General features: G+C 60.2%; 14 protein-coding genes. 13 read left to right on the top strand and 1 reads right to left on the bottom strand.

Annotated features, from left to right (window positions below; translation table 11 throughout):
- The first annotated feature begins 135 nt into the window (after positions 1–135).
- The 4 genes from B0H98_RS03690 (at position 136) to B0H98_RS03675 (ending at position 3612) form a co-directional block, all read left to right on the top strand.
- Positions 136–981: a bifunctional allantoicase/(S)-ureidoglycine aminohydrolase gene (locus B0H98_RS03690; protein ID WP_106373696.1), complete on the top strand. Its 846-nt coding sequence runs from the start codon at positions 136–138 to the stop codon at positions 979–981.
- Between the two features lie 9 nt (positions 982–990).
- On the top strand, positions 991–1482 hold the full coding sequence (locus B0H98_RS03685) for an ureidoglycolate lyase (RefSeq protein ID WP_106373695.1): 492 nt from the start codon (positions 991–993) through the stop codon (positions 1480–1482).
- 96 nt (positions 1483–1578) lie between these two features.
- Complete coding sequence (pyk, locus tag B0H98_RS03680) at positions 1579–3051, top strand: pyruvate kinase (RefSeq protein ID WP_106373694.1); 1473 nt, start codon at positions 1579–1581, stop codon at positions 3049–3051.
- 12 nt (positions 3052–3063) lie between these two features.
- The gene (locus B0H98_RS03675) at positions 3064–3612 is read left to right on the top strand and encodes a DUF192 domain-containing protein (protein WP_106373693.1); all 549 of its coding nucleotides are present in this window, start codon (positions 3064–3066) and stop codon (positions 3610–3612) included.
- 43 nt (positions 3613–3655) lie between these two features.
- Here B0H98_RS03675 and B0H98_RS03670 read toward each other — a convergent pair whose 3' ends face one another.
- Positions 3656–4516 (bottom strand): DMT family transporter, encoded by an 861-nt coding sequence (locus B0H98_RS03670; RefSeq protein WP_106373692.1) that lies wholly within the window; start codon positions 4514–4516, stop codon positions 3656–3658.
- 158 nt (positions 4517–4674) lie between these two features.
- Between B0H98_RS03670 and B0H98_RS03665 the strand changes: the two genes are divergently transcribed.
- The 9 genes from B0H98_RS03665 (at position 4675) to exaC (ending at position 16592) form a co-directional block, all read left to right on the top strand.
- Positions 4675–5685: a DctP family TRAP transporter solute-binding subunit gene (locus tag B0H98_RS03665; protein ID WP_106373691.1), complete on the top strand. Its 1011-nt coding sequence runs from the start codon at positions 4675–4677 to the stop codon at positions 5683–5685.
- A 58-nt stretch (positions 5686–5743) separates the two neighbouring features.
- Positions 5744–6223, top strand: a complete 480-nt coding sequence (locus tag B0H98_RS03660; RefSeq protein ID WP_106373690.1) for a TRAP transporter small permease — start codon at positions 5744–5746, stop codon at positions 6221–6223.
- Entirely contained in the window at positions 6213–7514 is a 1302-nt protein-coding gene (locus tag B0H98_RS03655; RefSeq protein WP_106373689.1) for a TRAP transporter large permease, read from the top strand. The genes B0H98_RS03660 and B0H98_RS03655 overlap by 11 nt, the downstream gene beginning before the upstream one ends.
- 354 nt (positions 7515–7868) lie before the next feature.
- Entirely contained in the window at positions 7869–8849 is a 981-nt protein-coding gene (locus B0H98_RS03650) for a TAXI family TRAP transporter solute-binding subunit (RefSeq protein ID WP_106373688.1), read from the top strand.
- A gap of 132 nt (positions 8850–8981) precedes the next feature.
- Positions 8982–11585: a TRAP transporter permease gene (locus tag B0H98_RS03645; protein ID WP_106373687.1), complete on the top strand. Its 2604-nt coding sequence runs from the start codon at positions 8982–8984 to the stop codon at positions 11583–11585.
- Positions 11586–11595: 10 nt separating this feature from the next.
- A complete protein-coding gene (locus B0H98_RS03640; protein WP_106373686.1) occupies positions 11596–12024 on the top strand; it encodes a universal stress protein in 429 nt (142 codons plus the stop codon).
- Positions 12025–12206: 182 nt separating this feature from the next.
- Positions 12207–12713 carry a putative pterin-binding protein gene (locus B0H98_RS03635; protein WP_167392643.1) on the top strand — a complete coding sequence of 169 codons (507 nt, stop codon included), beginning with the start codon at positions 12207–12209 and terminating at the stop codon, positions 12711–12713.
- Complete coding sequence (locus B0H98_RS03630) at positions 12703–14946, top strand: ATP-binding protein (RefSeq protein WP_106373685.1); 2244 nt, start codon at positions 12703–12705, stop codon at positions 14944–14946. Before B0H98_RS03635 ends, B0H98_RS03630 begins: the two co-directional genes overlap by 11 nt.
- A 125-nt stretch (positions 14947–15071) precedes the next feature.
- Positions 15072–16592 (top strand): acetaldehyde dehydrogenase ExaC, encoded by a 1521-nt coding sequence (gene exaC, locus B0H98_RS03625; RefSeq protein ID WP_106373684.1) that lies wholly within the window; start codon positions 15072–15074, stop codon positions 16590–16592.
- Positions 16593–16671 lie beyond the last annotated feature (79 nt).

Below are 16671 nucleotides of genomic sequence, written 5' to 3'. Positions count from 1 at the left end.
GAAACGAAGGTTTCTAAAGACGTTACTATCGGGATGAATGTTTCACAAGCCTTGCCGATAACTAAAAGCTTGCCGATACATAAAGCACAGTACGGCCGGGCGCCAGAACGCCCGCGATAATAATGAGGAGACACAATGCCAAGCAATCGCCCACCCGCCAGCTACTACGCCCCCCAAGGCGGGCATCCGCCGCAGACACAGCTGACCGCTGATCGCGCGGTGTTTACCGAAGCCTACGCGCTGATCCCCAAGGGCGTGATGCGCGATATCGTGACCAGCAACCTGCCGTTCTGGGAAGGCACCCGCCTATGGGTGCTGGCACGCCCGCTGTCAGGCTTTGCCGAGACATTCTCCCAGTACATCATGGAAGTGGCGCCGGGCGGTGGAAGCGACAAGCCCGAGCCTGAAGCTGACGCCGAGGGCGTGCTGTTCGTGGTCGAAGGCGAGCTTACTCTGACCTTGGAGGGCGTGCGCCACACCCTGGCGCCGGGTGGCTATGCGTTTATTCCGCCAGGGTGTGAATGGCGGGCGCGCAATGAGTCGCGCGAACCCGTGCGCTTTCACTGGGTACGCAAGGCTTATGAGTTCGTTGATGGCCTGAAGGTACCCGAGGCCTTCGTGACCAACGAGCAGGCGATTACCCCCATCGAGATGCCGGGCACCGAAGGCCGCTGGGCGACCACGCGCTTTGTCGACCCAAACGATGTTCGCCACGACATGCACGTCAATATCGTCACTTTCCAGCCCGGCGGCGTGATTCCCTTCGATGAAACCCATGTGATGGAGCACGGCCTCTACGTGCTGGAAGGCAAGGCGGTGTATCACCTGAACCAGCAGTGGGTCGAGGTAGAGGCCGGAGATTTCATGTGGCTGCGTGCCTTCTGCCCGCAGGCGTGCTATGCCGGTGGCCCGGGGCCGTTTCGGTATCTGCTGTACAAGGATGTGAACCGCCATGCCGTACTCAAGCTTTCTTCGCGCTAAGGAGTCACGATGCTGAACCTGACCGCCATCCCGCTGACGCCGGATGCCTTTGCCCCTTTTGGTGATGTGATCGACGCGCGCAGCAGCGCGTCGTTTCCCATCAATGCCGGGCGCACCCAGCGCCATCACGACCTCGCCCAGGTGGAAACGCTTGGCGAGCGCGCCCATACGCTGATCAATATCTTTGTCAGCCAGCCGGTCTCGCTGCCGCTGGAGCTTAGCTTTCTGGAGCGCCACCCGCTGGGCAGTCAGGCGTTCATGCCGCTGCGTCAGGAGCGCTTTATCGTGGTGGTTGCCCCGCCCGGTGAAATCATCCAGCCAGAAGACGTACGCGCTTTCGTCACCGACGGCCGCCAGGGGGTGAACTACCGTGCCGGTACCTGGCACGCCATTCAGTCGGTGCTGGAGCGTGAAGGCGAGTTTCTGGTGGTGGACCGCGGTGGCGAAGGCAACAACTGCGAAGAGTACCCGTTAAAAATTACGGTCACTCTGCGCGAATAACTTGTCACCCCGGCGTATGGTTGTCATCTTGGTGGTCTTATACTGCTAAGCTAATGATGCACCTCATGGTTGTTTGGAAAACTGTTTAGGAAAATTATGAACGCACAGACCCATATTCCGCTTCGCCGTACCAAGATTGTCGCTACCCTAGGCCCTGCCAGTGACCGCGAGGGCGTTCTGGAGGCAATGCTGAAAGCGGGGGTGGATGTCGTACGTTTGAACTTCTCCCACGGTACCCCGGATGATCATCGCAAGCGCCTGATGCGAGTGCGCGAAATAGCTGCCCAGCTTGGCCGCAGCGTGGCGGCGCTGGGCGACCTCCAGGGTCCGAAGATCCGTATCGCCCGGTTCAAGGACGGCGCGGTGACCCTGAAAGAGGGCCAGGCGTTCGTGCTGGACATGGCGCTGGACCGCGATGCCGGCGATGCCGAGCAGGTAGGCTGCGACTACAAGACGCTGGCCCAGGACGTGGGCGCCGGCGACCGGCTGCTGCTGGATGACGGCCGCGTGGTGCTGGACGTGACCCGCGTGGAGGGTCAGCAGGTGCACACCCAGGTGGTGGTGGGCGGCAAGCTCTCCAATCACAAGGGCATCAACAAGCAGGGCGGCGGGCTATCGGCCCCGGCATTGACGGAAAAGGACAAGCAAGACCTGAAGACCGCCGTCGAAATCGGCGTTGATTATCTGGCAATCTCGTTTCCCCGCCACGCAGAAGACATGCTCGAAGCGCGCCGCCTGCTGGGTGAGGAGGGCAAGGAAATTGGCCTGGTCGCCAAGGTAGAGCGCGCCGAAGCGGTGGCGGATGACGCCACGCTCGATGGCATTATCGAAGCGTCGGAAGCGGTCATGGTCGCCCGGGGCGATCTGGGCGTGGAAATCGGCGATGCCAAGCTGGTGGGCGTTCAAAAGCGCATGATCAAGCGCGCACGCTCGCTCAACCGCGCGGTGATTACCGCCACGCAAATGATGGAGAGCATGATTTCCGCACCGCTGCCTACCCGCGCTGAGGTGTTTGACGTGGCCAACGCCGTGCTGGACAGCAGCGATGCGGTGATGCTCTCGGCGGAAACCGCCGCCGGCGACTACCCGGTCGAAACCGTGCAAGCCATGGCGCGCATTTGCCTCGGCGCCGAGCGTGAAAAGCTTGTTCAGGAGTCGGGCCACCGTATCCATGAAGGCTTTACCCGCCCGGATGAAACCATCGCGCTGTCTGCCATGTATGCTGCCAACCATATGACCGGTGTGGCGGCAATTGCCTGCATGACCGCCTCTGGCTATACCCCGCTGATTGCCTCGCGCATTCGCTCAGGGTTGCCTATCGTCGGGCTTGCCCATAACCCGATTGCCCAGCGACGCATGGCGCTCTATCGCGGCGTGGTGTCACTGCCCTTTGATACCTCTGAAATGAGCGCCACCGAGCTTAACGACCGGGCGCTGGAACTTCTGGTGCAGCATGGTCTTGCCGAGGCTGGCGATCATGTCATCCTCACCCGGGGGGATCACATGAATGCCCACGGCGGCACCAATACCATGAAAGTCATGACCATTGCCGATCAGCCGACCGCCTAAAGGAAGCACTTTATGAATCCGACCCGTCGTCTTGTGCTGAAAGCGGCGCTAGGCCTGCCGCTGGTGGCGCTGCTGCCCGGTAGCTTGTGGGGCGCGTTTGCCTTTGCAGACAGCGCTGGTGAAGGGAGTGACGCGCAAAGCGGTGATCTGCTGGCGCTGGCCATTCATAGCGATGGCGGCCCGCACCGGCTGGAAGTAGAGGTGGCCCAGACTGCCGCCCAGCGTCAGCGGGGCCTCATGGAGCGCGAGCATCTGCCCGAGCAGCGCGGCATGCTGTTCCGGTTCGAGCAGGAACAGCCAGCGGGCAATGCGTTCTGGATGTACCGCACGCTGATCCCGCTGGATATCGCGTTCATTGATCAAGACGGGCGCATCGTGGCCATCAACACCATGCCTCCCTGTGAATCCAGCGCCCCGGGCGAGTGCCCCACCTACCCGGCAGGCGCGGCCTATTACGCCGCCCTTGAGGTCAACGGTGGCTACTTCGCCGCGCGCAACATTCAGGTCGGCGACTGCGTGTCGGTACCGGGCGAGGCTGGGTTCTGCCAGCCCGCCAAGTGAGCGATCTGAGGCCCAGCGGAAAAGCCTCGACCAGCGGGAAAATTTAAAGCGCCGGGCGGCGCTTGCGAAAGCGGATCAGGATCAAGCCGATTCCCGCCACGACCAGACCGCCGCCCATCAGCTTATGAAACCCCAGAGTATCGCCCATCAGCACTGCTCCCAGGCCCACGGCAAGCACAGGTACCAGCAGCGTCATCGGCACCACCCGGTTGACCGGATGACGGCGCAGCAGGGCATACCAGATGCCATAAGCCACGATTGACGACATCACCGCGGTGTAAAAGACCGCGCCCCAGCCCGCCCAGCTTGCCTCCCTGATTGCCTGCCACTGCCCGCTTTCAAGCAGCCAGGAGCCAATCGCTACCTGGGGCACGGCGAGCAGCGCCACCCACCCCGCCAATGCCAGTGGCGCAATGGCCGGGCCACGCTTGATCAAAAGCTGCGATACCGCCCAGCCGAAAGCGCTCAGCAGCAGAATGCAAAGCGGCAGCGGCGAGGGCAGCGTGGGCCCACCGGCCAGCACCACCACCCCGGCAAACGAGAGCAGCAGGCCCGCCAGGCGCTTGGGGCCCAGTTTCTCCTTTAAAAATATCACCGCCAAAAGCGTGGCGAAGGGGGTGCCCATCTGTACTAGAAGGGCGCCGGTACCCGCCTCGGACTGGCCAAGGCCAATGAACAGCAGGGCAAAGTGCAGGGTGCCGAAGGTAAAGGAGAGTAGAAGTAGAAACGGTAGCTGAGTGCGCGACACCGGGTAGAACGGCACCAGCAGAATGGCTACCAGCATGAAACGTAGCGTGGTCATCAAAAGCGGCGGAAGCTCCGCGACGCCCACCTTGATGACAATGATATTGAGTGCCCAGATGGCTATGACCACCAGGCCGAGCAGCAGGTCGCGTAGAGGCACGGCAGTATCCGGTATAAATGAAAAGTTCTGTGCATCATATCAGCTTGAGCGTCTTCCCTTCGCCCTTTAAGTCCCTACAATGGGGCAGAGAGCTGCCTGCTTGTGTATACAGGCGGTGGCGGCTCTACCATAAAAAAATAGATAAAAAAGGAAACATCATGACGCTGACACGCCACATGACGCACGCAACGATGGGACTTGCCGGAGCAGTACTGCTGACGCTGGCCGCTTCCGCCCAGGCCCGCGAGCTGTCTGTCTCGACGGTTCTATCCGACGCCTTTCCCTGGGGGCAGGCCGCTGAAAAGTGGGCCGAGCTTGTGGAGGAGCGTAGCGAGGGCGAGCTGACCCTGCGCGTCTATCCCAACTCCCAGCTGGTATCCGGCGACCAGACCCGCGAGTTTTCCGCCATGCGCTCGGGCCTGATCGATGCCGCGGTGGGTTCGACCATCAACTGGTCGCCCCAGGTGCCGGCACTCAACCTGTTCTCGCTTCCGTTCTTCATTCCTGATGAGGCGGCGGTCGATGCCATCACTGGTGGTGAAGCGGGCGAGATGGTGTTCGAGGCCATCGAGTCGCGCGGCGTAGTGCCGCTTGCCTGGGGCGAGAACGGCTTTCGCCAGGTGTCCAACTCGCGTGGCCCTATCACCGAGCCTGATGATCTGGACGGGCTGAAGATTCGCGTGGTCGGCTCGCCGCTGTTCCAGGATACCTTCAACGCCCTCGGCGCTGACCCCACCCAGATGAGCTGGACCGACGCCCAGCCAGCGCTGACCACCGGCGCCGTGGATGGTCAGGAAAACCCGCTTTCCGTGTTTGATGTGGCGCGTATCGACCAGGTAGGTCAGGCGCATCTGACCCTCTGGAACTACATGAACGACCCGCTGATTTTTGCAGTGAATCAGCAGGTGTGGCAGACCCTCTCTGAAGAGCAGCAGACGCTTCTGCGTGAAACGGCGCTGGAAGCCGGCGAGTGGGAAACCGCCATGACCCGCGAGCAGGAGAGTGAGCGGCTGGCCGCCATTCAGGAGCGCGGCGTGACGGTCACCGAGCTTACCGATGCGCAGTACCAGGCCTTCGTCGACGCGACCCAGTCTGTATACGAGAAGTGGGCGCCGCGCATAGGTGAACCTCTGGTAGACGCCGCCCAGAAAGCTATCGACGCGCGTTAATCGCTTTTCTGATGTTCCGCCTCCCGGCCTCGGGAGGCGCTGTTATGACGAGGCTTTCATGAAAGGCTTTCCTGATGCGCGGCCCGAGCGCTGGATAGGTGCGCTGGCGCTTATCGTGATTTCATTGATCAGTTTGGGCAACGTGATCACCCGCTACGTTACCGGCGGGTCGTTCTCCTTTACCGAAGAGTTTTCCGTTTTTCTCCTGGTGGTGCTGACCTTTGCTGGCGCCTCGGTGGCTCTGCGCCGCAACCGGCATATTCGCATCGGCTTTCTGGAGCGGGCGCTGCCGCCGCGCTATCGCAATGCACTGATCGTGTTTCAGGCGCTGTGCGGTGCGCTGGTACTGGGGCTGATCACCTGGTACGGCGGCAAGCTCGCCTGGCAGGAGTATCAGTGGGAGTCGCTCTCCCCCGGCCTTGGCCTGCCCCAGTGGTGGTATCTGGTCTGGCTGCCGGTACTTACCCTTGCCATGCTATGGCGGCTTTTCCAGCAGACCCGGGCACGGCTGGTCGGGGAGATGGCTGATGACGCCTGATGTATGGATGATCCTGGCGTTTGCCGGGCTACTGATTGCCGGGGTGCCGGTGGCGTTTTCGCTGGCGCTGTCCGGCGCGGTGGGTATCGTGCTGGGACTGTCGCCGGATATGCTGGCAACGCTTGGCACCAACACCTACAACAGCATCGCCAAGTACCCCTTGATTGCGATTCCGCTGTTCATCCTGACCGGGCTGATATTCGAGCGCTCGGGCGTGGCGCTACGTTTGGTGCGCTTCGCCCAGGCGCTGATTGGCCCGCGCCACGGCGGGCTTGCGCTGGTGGCAGTGCTGGTGTGCATGATCATGGGCGGCATGAGCGGCTCAGGCCCGGCGGACGCTGCCGCGGTTGCCATGGTGATGCTGCCCAGCATGACCAGGGCGGGCTACCCCAAGCCGTTCTCGGCCACCCTGATCGCGGCTTCGGCCTCGACCGCCATTCTGATTCCGCCTTCGGTGGCGCTGATTCTCTACTCCATCGTGGTGCCCGGGGTGGACCTTCGCGCACTGTTTGCCGCGGGGCTCTTTCCGGGCATTCTGGCCGGGCTTTCGCTGCTGGTGCCGGCACTTATTCTGGCCAGGCGCAACGGCTGGGAGGGCTCGCCCACGCTAGACTCCGAGCGTTTGAGCGTGCGCACCACCTTCAAGGAGGCGTTGCCAGCGCTGTTTGCGCCGATCCTGATTCTAGGCGGTTTGCGTTCGGGGCTGTTTACCCCCACCGAGGCGGCGGTGGTGGCCGTTGCCTACGGCACGCTGGTCGGGCTCTTTTTTACCCGCGAGCTGTCGCTGCGCGATCTGTGGGAGCTTCTGGGTGAAGCCGCGATCATTTCTGGCGTGGTAATGCTGATCATCGCCCTGGCCGGCATCTTTGCCTGGGCGGGCACCATGCTGGGCACCTTCCGCCATCTGGCGGAGTGGATCATCGGCCTTACCGATAACGGCGTTGTGCTGCTGATACTGGTCATGCTGGCGGTGCTGTTGGCGGGCATGCTGCTCGACGCCATCTCGATCTACCTGATCATGATGCCCATTCTTATTCCGGTCATGCAGCACTTCGAGTGGAACCCGGTATGGTTCGGCATTCTGCTGGCGATGAATATTGCCATCGGCCAGTTCACGCCCCCTGTGGCGGTCAATCTGATGGTGACGACGGAAGTCGCCAAGATTCGCCTTGAACATACGCTGGGCTGGGCGCTGATTTTCGTGCTGGCAATGGGAGGGGCTCTGGCGCTGGTGGCGATTTTTCCAGCCATTGCGCTATGGCTGCCGCAGATGCTGGGCTATAACGTTTAAGGGGAGGGCTCGGGTGGTGATAGCGAAAACGCCAGATGTCGCTACGCTTAGGTAGGTCATTGAGTGCTGATCTCATAACCCCTATGCAAAAGAGGCATGACCCTTAACGCTGACTAAACGTTACGCAAGGGGTAAGTCGTGTTTCAATAGGCAGCGCTAAGCGCGGCCGTTGTCCACCATGACTTCGCCAAGCGGATTTTTTTTCGCTAAAGTAGCCAAGGTAGGCACAACCAGGTGCCGTGTTATAACAGTTTGTCTTGAAAACGTTCTGGAAGCAGGTTCACCCAAAGGGGACAGGCTGATGGGTGTTTCCAGAGCGCATAACGCTCACAACATCAAGATAGAGGTGTGTCCATGAAACGCCATGTATTTTCCACCGCTGCCTTTTCAGGCGCGTTAATTGCCGCGGCAACCTTTGCGGCTCCCGCCGTCGCTCAAGAGCGCTATATCACTATCGGTACCGGCGGCCAGACCGGCGTTTACTATGTCGTGGGCCAGTCGGTCTGCCGTATGGTCAACCGCGGTAGCGAAGAGCACAACATTCGCTGTAATGCGCCGTCAACCGGTGGCTCCGTTGCCAACGTCAACGGCATGAAGAGCGGCGAACTGGACATGGGTGTCGTTCAGTCCGACGTTCAGTACCGCGCCTACAACGGCGAAGCCAACTTTGAAGAAGAGGGCCCGTGGGAAGACATGCGCTCGGTCTTCACCATGCATGGCGAGCCGCTCACCGTGGTGGCTCGCGCCGACTCCGGCATCGAGAACATCAGCGACTTCCCGGGCAAGCGCGTCAATATCGGTAACCCAGGCTCTGGCCAGCGCAACACCATGGACGTGGTCATGGAAGCGTTCGGTTGGGACGAAGATACCTTCGCACTGGCTTCACAGCTGGATGCCGCCGAGCAGGCTTCAGCGCTTTCCGATAACAACATCGATGCCATGGTTTACGTAGTGGGCCACCCGAACGGCTCCATCCAGGAAGCAACGACCACCATCGACGCCCGCCTGGTATCCGTGACCGGCGACGAGATTGATGCGCTGGTCGAAGAGTACCCTTACTACACCCGTTCCGTGATCCCGGGCGGTTTGTACCGCGGTAACGACGAAGACGTTGAAACCTTCGGTGTGGCGGCTACTTTCGTTTCATCTGCCGACGTTGATGAAGACATCGTGTACGAAACGGTCAAGGCCGTGTTCGAGAACTTTGATCGCTTCAAGCGCCTGCACCCGGCGTTCGAGAACCTCAACGAAGAAGACATGATCGCCGATGGTCTGACCGCACCGCTGCATGACGGCGCGGCGCGCTACTACCGCGAGCGTGGCTGGATCGAATAAGGCCTGGCGGCACGCTATTGGCCATGACCGGTAGCGATCGCTTTAGAAGTGCAAAGCGCGGGCACCTGGGGTGTCCGCGCTTCTTGTTGAAAGCGCTGATTGTCAGCGCTGACCATTAGGCAGGACAAGCGTATGCGTGATGACAAACAACCCTCGGCAGCCGCAGGAGACGACCTGGATGATATGGTCGCCGCCAGTGACACAGGGGCACGGAAGCCTCACGGCGTACCCGGTAAGCTGCTGGTAAGCATTGCAGCTGTGTGGTCGCTGTTCCAGCTATGGATTGCATCGCCACTTCCTTACATGGTGGGCTTCGGCGTATTCAGTGCCACTGAATCGCGCTCTATTCACCTGGCGTTTGCGCTCTTTCTGGCCTTCATGGCCTATCCGGCGCTAAAACGCTCGCCGCGCGACCGCATTCCGTTACAGGATTGGGCGTTAGCTGCGGTGGCCGCCTTCTGCGGCGCGTATCTGTTCATATTCTATTCTGACCTGGCGCAGCGCCCCGGTCGGCCCATTACTCAGGATATCGTGATCGGCATTCTGGGCATCGTGATGCTGCTGGAAGCCACACGGCGAGCCCTCGGGCCACCGCTGATGGTGGTCGCCGCCATTTTTATCGCCTATTCACTGTTTGGCCCCTATATGCCCGGTATTCTGGCGCACCGCGGGGTGAGTCTGGGTGGGTTGATCAACCACCAGTGGCTAGGCACCCAGGGCGTCTTTGGTATCGCGCTTGGCGTATCCACCAGCTTTGTATTCCTGTTCGTGCTGTTCGGCGCCCTGCTGGATAAAGCGGGGGCAGGCAACTATTTCATCAAAGTGGCGTTTTCCATGCTGGGCCACCTGAAGGGCGGCCCTGCAAAGGCAGCCGTGGTTGCCTCGGGCATGACCGGCCTGATTTCCGGGTCGTCGATTGCCAATACGGTGACGACCGGTACCTTTACCATTCCCATGATGAAGCGGGTAGGGTTTAGTGCTGAAAAAGCCGGCGCGGTTGAAGTATCTTCATCGGTCAACGGTCAGATCATGCCGCCGGTCATGGGCGCTGCCGCGTTCTTGATGGTCGAATATGTCGGCATTCCCTATGTTGAAGTCATCAAGCACGCTTTCTTGCCCGCCATTATTTCGTACATTGCCCTGATCTATATCGTTCATCTTGAAGCATTAAAAGCCAACATGCAGGGCCTGCCTTCGAGTAATCCGGCGCGCCCGCTGCTCAATAAAGTGATCGGCTTCTTGACGGGTCTTCTACTGCTCATGGGGCTTTCCGTCGCGGTTTACTATGGCCTGGGCTGGCTGAAGCCGCTGCTCGGCGAGGCAACCCCTTGGGTCATCTCACTTGGTCTGGTCATTGCCTACGTAGGGCTATTGAAAGTTAGCGCCAACTATCCTGAACTGGAAATGGACGACCCGACTTCCAAGATCATTACACTGCCGCAAACGCGGCCTACCGTGATGGTCGGACTGCACTACATCCTGCCGGTTATCGTGTTGGTATGGTGCTTGATGGTCGAGCGCCTTTCACCGGGGCTTTCCGCATTTTGGGCGACCATGTTCATGATTTTCATCATGGTGACGCAGCGTCCAATTATCGCCATCTTCCGTGGGCGCAGCAAAATGGCGGCCGATATCAAAGAAGGCTTCTTGGATCTGTGGGACGGCTTGGTAACCGGTGCTCGAAACATGATCGGTATCGGTATCGCGACCGCCACGGCGGGTATCATTGTCGGTGCCGTATCGCAAACCGGTGTAGGTCTGGTGCTGGCGGATGTCGTTGAGATTCTATCCGGCGGTAATCTGATGATGATCCTGCTGCTTACCGCGCTGCTGAGTCTGATTCTAGGCATGGGCTTGCCCACGACGGCCAACTACATCGTGGTATCGGCATTGATGGCGCCGGTCATCGTGATGCTGGGCCAGCAGAACGGCCTGATTGTGCCGTTGATTGCCGTCCATCTGTTCGTGTTCTATTTCGGCATCATGGCGGATGTCACCCCTCCAGTGGGACTGGCTTCCTTTGCCGCCGCGGCGATTTCGGGAGGCGACCCGATACGTACAGGCTTCCAGGCGTTCTATTACAGCCTGCGTACGGCAGCACTGCCATTCTTGTTTATCTTTAACACGGATCTGCTGTTAATCGATGTCACCGTCATGCAGGGCGTGGTGGTGTTTATCGTGGCAACGATTGCGATGCTGATTTTTGCCGCCGGTACCCAGGGCTATATGCTGACGCGTAACCGCTGGTACGAATCACTGCTGTTACTGCTGGTTGCCTTTACCCTGTTCCGTCCCGGCTTCTGGATGGACAAGATCCATGACCCCTACGAGTCGGTGCCGCCCGCCCAGTTTGCCGAGGCGCTCGAACGGGTGGACGATGGCAGCAGCCTGCGCGTGCAGATTGCCGGTGAGGATGCCTTTGGCGCGCCCATGTCGACCTACATTCTGGTACCGGTGCCCAGCGGTGAAACGGGCGAAGAGCGTCTGGAAAACCTGGGCATGGAGCTCTACGTGGACGGCGATCAGACGCTGGTAGACTTTGTCGAGTTTGGCGGCCCGGCGGCTGAGCTGGGGTTTGATTTCGACCAGGAAATCACCCAGGTACTCGCCCCGGTAGATCGCTGGACCAAGGAGTGGATGTGGCTACCTGCGCTCGGGCTGTTTGGTCTTGTCGTGCTGATGCAGCGCCGTCGTCGCAGCAAGCAGCAGGGTAACGATACAGCGGCAGTCGCTTGAGGAGGTTGCCATGTACCAAAAAGTGCTACTCCCTGTGGATCTGAACGAAGCGGCCTCGTGGCAGAAGGCGTTACCCACGGCGGTCACGCTCTGCCAGACGTTTGGCGCATCGCTGCATATCGTGTCGGTGCTGCCGGAGTTCAAGATGCCCATGGTCGGGGCCTACTTTCCGAAGAACTTTTCGGAAAAGGCCCATGCGGCGATGAAGCAGGCACAACAGCGCTTTATCGACGAGCATGTTCCCAAGGACATCAATACTCAGAGCGTGATTGTGGATGGCTCGCCGTGGGAGGCGATCATCAAGGTGGGCAAGAAGCTCGATGCCGACCTGATCGTCATGGCCTCGCACACCAAGCACAAGTTCGTTGACTATGTGCTGGGCCCCAATGCCGAGCACGTCGTGCATCATGCCAAGGTATCGGTCATGATCGTGCGCTAGTCGGGCGGAACGTCTGTCGTCATACTGAAAACGCCAGCTCGATTGAGCTGGCGTTTTTTTAATGCGTCGCCGATCAACTCTGGCCTGACCTTGAAAGCCAGATCGCGTACTCTACTCCCAATTGATGAGGGCGCCAGGTGCCTGACGATAAAGCAACGCTTTGTGAGGAAGTGATCGTGAAAATGTTATTTGCAGGCTGGGTCTTGATGGCACTGTGCGTATCCCAAGCGGCTCAAGCCGCCCCGGATGAGGCGTTGCCTGCGCCAACCGGTACGGTGCTGCTGGAAGTGAAAGGCAATGTGGCGCATCAAAACAGCGCCGGAGAGGCGCATCTGGACATGGCGATGCTGAAGTCGCTGCCCCAGCACGGTTTTGATACCAATACGCCCTGGACCAGCGGTGTCAGCCACTACTCTGGCCCGCTGATGCGTGATCTGCTCGAGTACGTAGGCGCTGATAGCGACGCCGTGCAGGTATCGGCGCTCAACGGGTATGCCGCTGAAATTCCGATGGAGGATTTCTACGACTATGATGTCATCCTGGCGCTTGAGCGTAACGGTGAGCCGATGCCCATTCGCGAGTATGGCCCACTGTGGGTGCTCTACCCCTTCGACCAGAACGAGGTGCTGCTGAGCGAGAAGATACGCTTCAGGGCCGTTTGGCAGGTCATGCGCATCGATGCGCTTTAGCCACTCCGTGGTACAAGCGCCAAGGCTTCTGCGGTATCCGCGCCGGCTCAAGCTGGTGGCCATTTTTACCGTGCTGCTGTTTGCCGGCGCCCTGGTCGTGGCAGCACTTGCCTCCTGGCGCCAGGACAACCTGACCCAAAGCCTGCGTGAGGATACGGCCTGGGTGGTTTACAAGCTTGATCGGGATGCCGTTCAACTGCTCAACCACTTGCTCTCGGCCACGCGCACAGCGCTGGACCCGGCCACCCAGGACGGGCTCAACCTGCGCTTCGAGCTGCTCTATAGCCGCGTGATGTTGCTGCAGGACGGCGAGGTCAATTCGCTCTTGCAAGCCGCCTCGGGCGCCAGCGAGCTGCTTGGGTACATTCAGCAGCAGATGGAGCTGCTCGATCCCATGTTCGCCCCCAGAAGCGAGCTTGATGCGCTGCCGCTTGTCTCGCTCGAGGCTGAACTCAATCGGCTGACCCAGCTGACCGAGCGGTTCGTCATCACCATCAACGGCTACCTGGCCGAGTCGGCCACCGAAGAGCGCATTCTGCTGAGTACGCTCTACAAGCTCTTGATGACGCTGCTGGTGGGCATGAGCCTGGCCGTTTTACTGGTCATCGTGTTTCTGGTGCGTGAAATGCGCGAAAGTGCGGCGGCCCGGCGCGAGCAGGAGCTGTTGAGCCAGCAGCTCGAAGTCACCGCCGAACAGGCTCAGGCGGCCAACCATGCCAAGTCGGATTTCCTGGCCATGGTGAGCCACGAGATACGCACCCCGCTCAACGGCGTGATCGGCATGAGCGAGCTTTTACGCGAGCCGGCAAGCCCGGCCCAGGTAGAGGATTACGCGCGCACCATTCACGATAGCGCCAATCAGCTTCTGGCCATGATCAACGAGATTCTCGATTTCTCGAAAATCGAAGCGGGCCACCTGACGCTTGAAACCTCGCCGACCGCGCTGAAGCCCTTGATCGATAGCGTCGTGGCGCTGTTTGAGCCCCGCGCCCAGGCAAAAGGGCTTGTGCTTGATGTGGATATCGATGCGCTGGTGCCGCCCTGGGTCATGCTGGACGCCGGGCGCGTTCGGCAGATCCTGCTGAATCTGGTAGCCAACGCGATCAAGTTCACCGACTACGGCCGCGTCAGTATCCGCGTCTCTTCAACGTTCGAACATCTGCTGCTCGACGTAAGCGATACCGGCTGTGGTCTGAATGAAAGCCAGCAGGCCAGCCTGTTCGAACCCTTCCAGCAGGCCGATGCCTCGGTGGCGCGCCGCTATGGGGGCACGGGACTCGGGCTTGCCATCTCCAAACGGTTAAGCGAGGCCATGCAGGGGCATTTGAGCGTGCAAAGCCAGCCCGGCCAGGGCAGCACGTTCAGCTGTGAGCTGCCGCTGGTAACAGCAAGCCCCTCGGTCGCCAAACTGCCCAAGGAACCGGCGCGCGACTTCACGGGCACTTCGCTGCTGCTGGTGGAAGATAACGCGATCAATCGCAAGGTCGCCACTGGGCTACTGTCGCGCCTGGGGTGCGACGTGGTGTGCGCAGAAAACGGCCAGGAAGCGCTGGCCATGGCCAATGCCCAGACCGTTGATTTGATCTTCATGGATATCCAGCTGCCGGACATGGACGGGCTGGTAGTGACTAAGCGCCTGCGCGAACAGAGCGGCTGGCTTGCAAACGTCCCCATCGTTGCGATGACGGCGGGGGGCAACGGCCGGCAGTTCTGCCTGGAAGCCGGCATGAATGACTACATTACCAAGCCGCTGTCGCTGTCGGCGTTGAGTAACGTGCTCGCTCTGCACCTGCTACCGACCGCCACGTCTGCCACGGCCCCTTTGCTGCACCACGCAAGAGACGACGCACCGCATCAGGATGTACTCAATATTGCCACGCTCGACATGCTCAAGGAGAGCCTGGGAGAAGACCGGCTGGTAGATCTGGTGGTGCTCTATCATCAGCAGGTAAGCGACTACCTGTCACAACTGGCTGCCTATCTGGTCGCGGCGGAAGGGCTTTTCGATGAACAGGCAAGGCAGGTAAAACGGCTTGCCCATCAGCTACGCGGAGAGTCGCTGAGCATGGGGGCCGAGCAGCTTGCCGCCTACGCCAGACAATTGGAAGCGCTGGCCGATGACAAGGAGGCAACGCCGTGCCAGCTGGATCAAATCTTCGGCAGCCTGCGCCACAGCGCTACGCGTACCCATGCCGCGCTCCAGCGCTGGCGGCGCGACAACCTGCCTGGTTAAACAGAGCGTTCGCTGCTGATAACCAGCCAGGAGTGCCATTCTGCTAATGGTCTATTTCGCAAAGCATCAAGGTGGCCCACACTGCATAGGCGCCTTCAATAACCATAAGATGCAGGAGCTTTGCGATGATCTACGCCAATCCGGGTGATGCCAATGCCGTGGTGTCATTTGAAAAACGTTATGGCAACTATATCGGCGGCGAATTCGTGGCGCCGGTAAACGGGCAGTATTTCGACAATATCAGCCCGGTCAATGGAGACGTATTCTGCGAAATCCCGCGCTCGACCGCGGAAGATATCGATAAAGCGCTGGATGCCGCCCACAAGGCCGCCCCGGCCTGGGGCAAGACCTCTGCCGCCGAGCGCAGCAATATCCTGCTCAAGATGGCCGACCGCATCGAGCAGAACCTGGAGCTTTTAGCGGTGGCCGAAACCTGGGACAACGGCAAGGCCGTACGCGAAACCCTGAATGCCGACATACCGCTGGCGGTGGATCACTTTCGCTACTTTGCCGGCTGTCTTCGTGCGCAGGAAGGCACGGCGGCGGATATCGATGCCAACACCGTCTCCTACCACTTCCACGAGCCGCTGGGCGTGGTAGGGCAGATCATTCCCTGGAACTTCCCTATCCTGATGGCCGTGTGGAAGCTTGCACCGGCACTTGCCGCCGGCAACTGCGTGGTGCTCAAGCCCGCCGAGCAGACGCCCGCGTCCGTTCTGGAACTGATCAAGATCATCGGCGACCTGCTGCCGCCGGGCGTGGTCAATATCGTCAATGGCTTCGGCGCAGAAGCGGGGCAGGCGCTGGCCAGCAGCAAGCGCATCGCCAAGATCGCCTTTACCGGCTCCACGCCGGTGGGCTCGCACATTCTCAAGTGCGCCGCTGAAAACATCATTCCTTCCACCGTCGAGCTGGGCGGCAAGTCGCCCAATATCTACTTTGCCGACATCATGAACGCCGAGCCGACGTTCATCGATAAAGCGGTCGAGGGGCTGGTGCTGGCCTTCTTCAACCAGGGCGAAGTGTGTACCTGCCCTTCGCGCGCGCTGATTCAGGAGAGCATGTACGACGAATTCATGGCCAAGGTGCTCGAACGCACCAGGACCATCAAGCGCGGTAACCCCCTGGATACCGACGTGCAGGTAGGCGCCCAGGCATCCCAGGAGCAGTACGACAAGATCATGTCCTACATGGACGTGGCCCGTGAAGAGGGCGCCGAATTCCTCACCGGGGGCAACAAGGAGAGCTTCGACCCGAGCTATGACAAGGGCTACTACATCCAGCCGACGCTGCTGAAAGGCGACAACAAGATGCGCGTCTTTCAGGAGGAGATCTTTGGCCCGGTGGTTGCGGTCACCACCTTCAAGGATGAAGAGGAAGCGCTGGCGATTGCCAACGACACCGAGTTCGGACTCGGCGCGGGCGTGTGGAGCCGGGATATCAACGTGGCGTTTCGAATGGGCCGCGGTATCCAGGCCGGCCGCGTATGGACCAACTGCTACCACCAGTACCCCGCGCACGCTGCCTTTGGCGGCTACAAGAAATCTGGCGTGGGCCGCGAAACGCACAAGGTGGCACTCGAGCACTACCAGCAGACCAAGAACCTGCTCATCAGCTATGACATCAACCCGCTCGGGTTCTTCTAACCCCGATTCAACATGCATTCCATCGCATGGTGTGCCTGTAATAACGCCCGGCAATGCCGGGCGTTTTGCATGGTTCACC

The organism is Vreelandella songnenensis (genome assembly GCF_003002925.1).
GTDB classification, from domain to species: Bacteria; Pseudomonadota; Gammaproteobacteria; order Pseudomonadales; family Halomonadaceae; genus Vreelandella; species Vreelandella songnenensis.
Note: the sequence above shows the minus strand (reverse complement) of the source record. Positions and strands in the feature narration are given on the sequence as shown.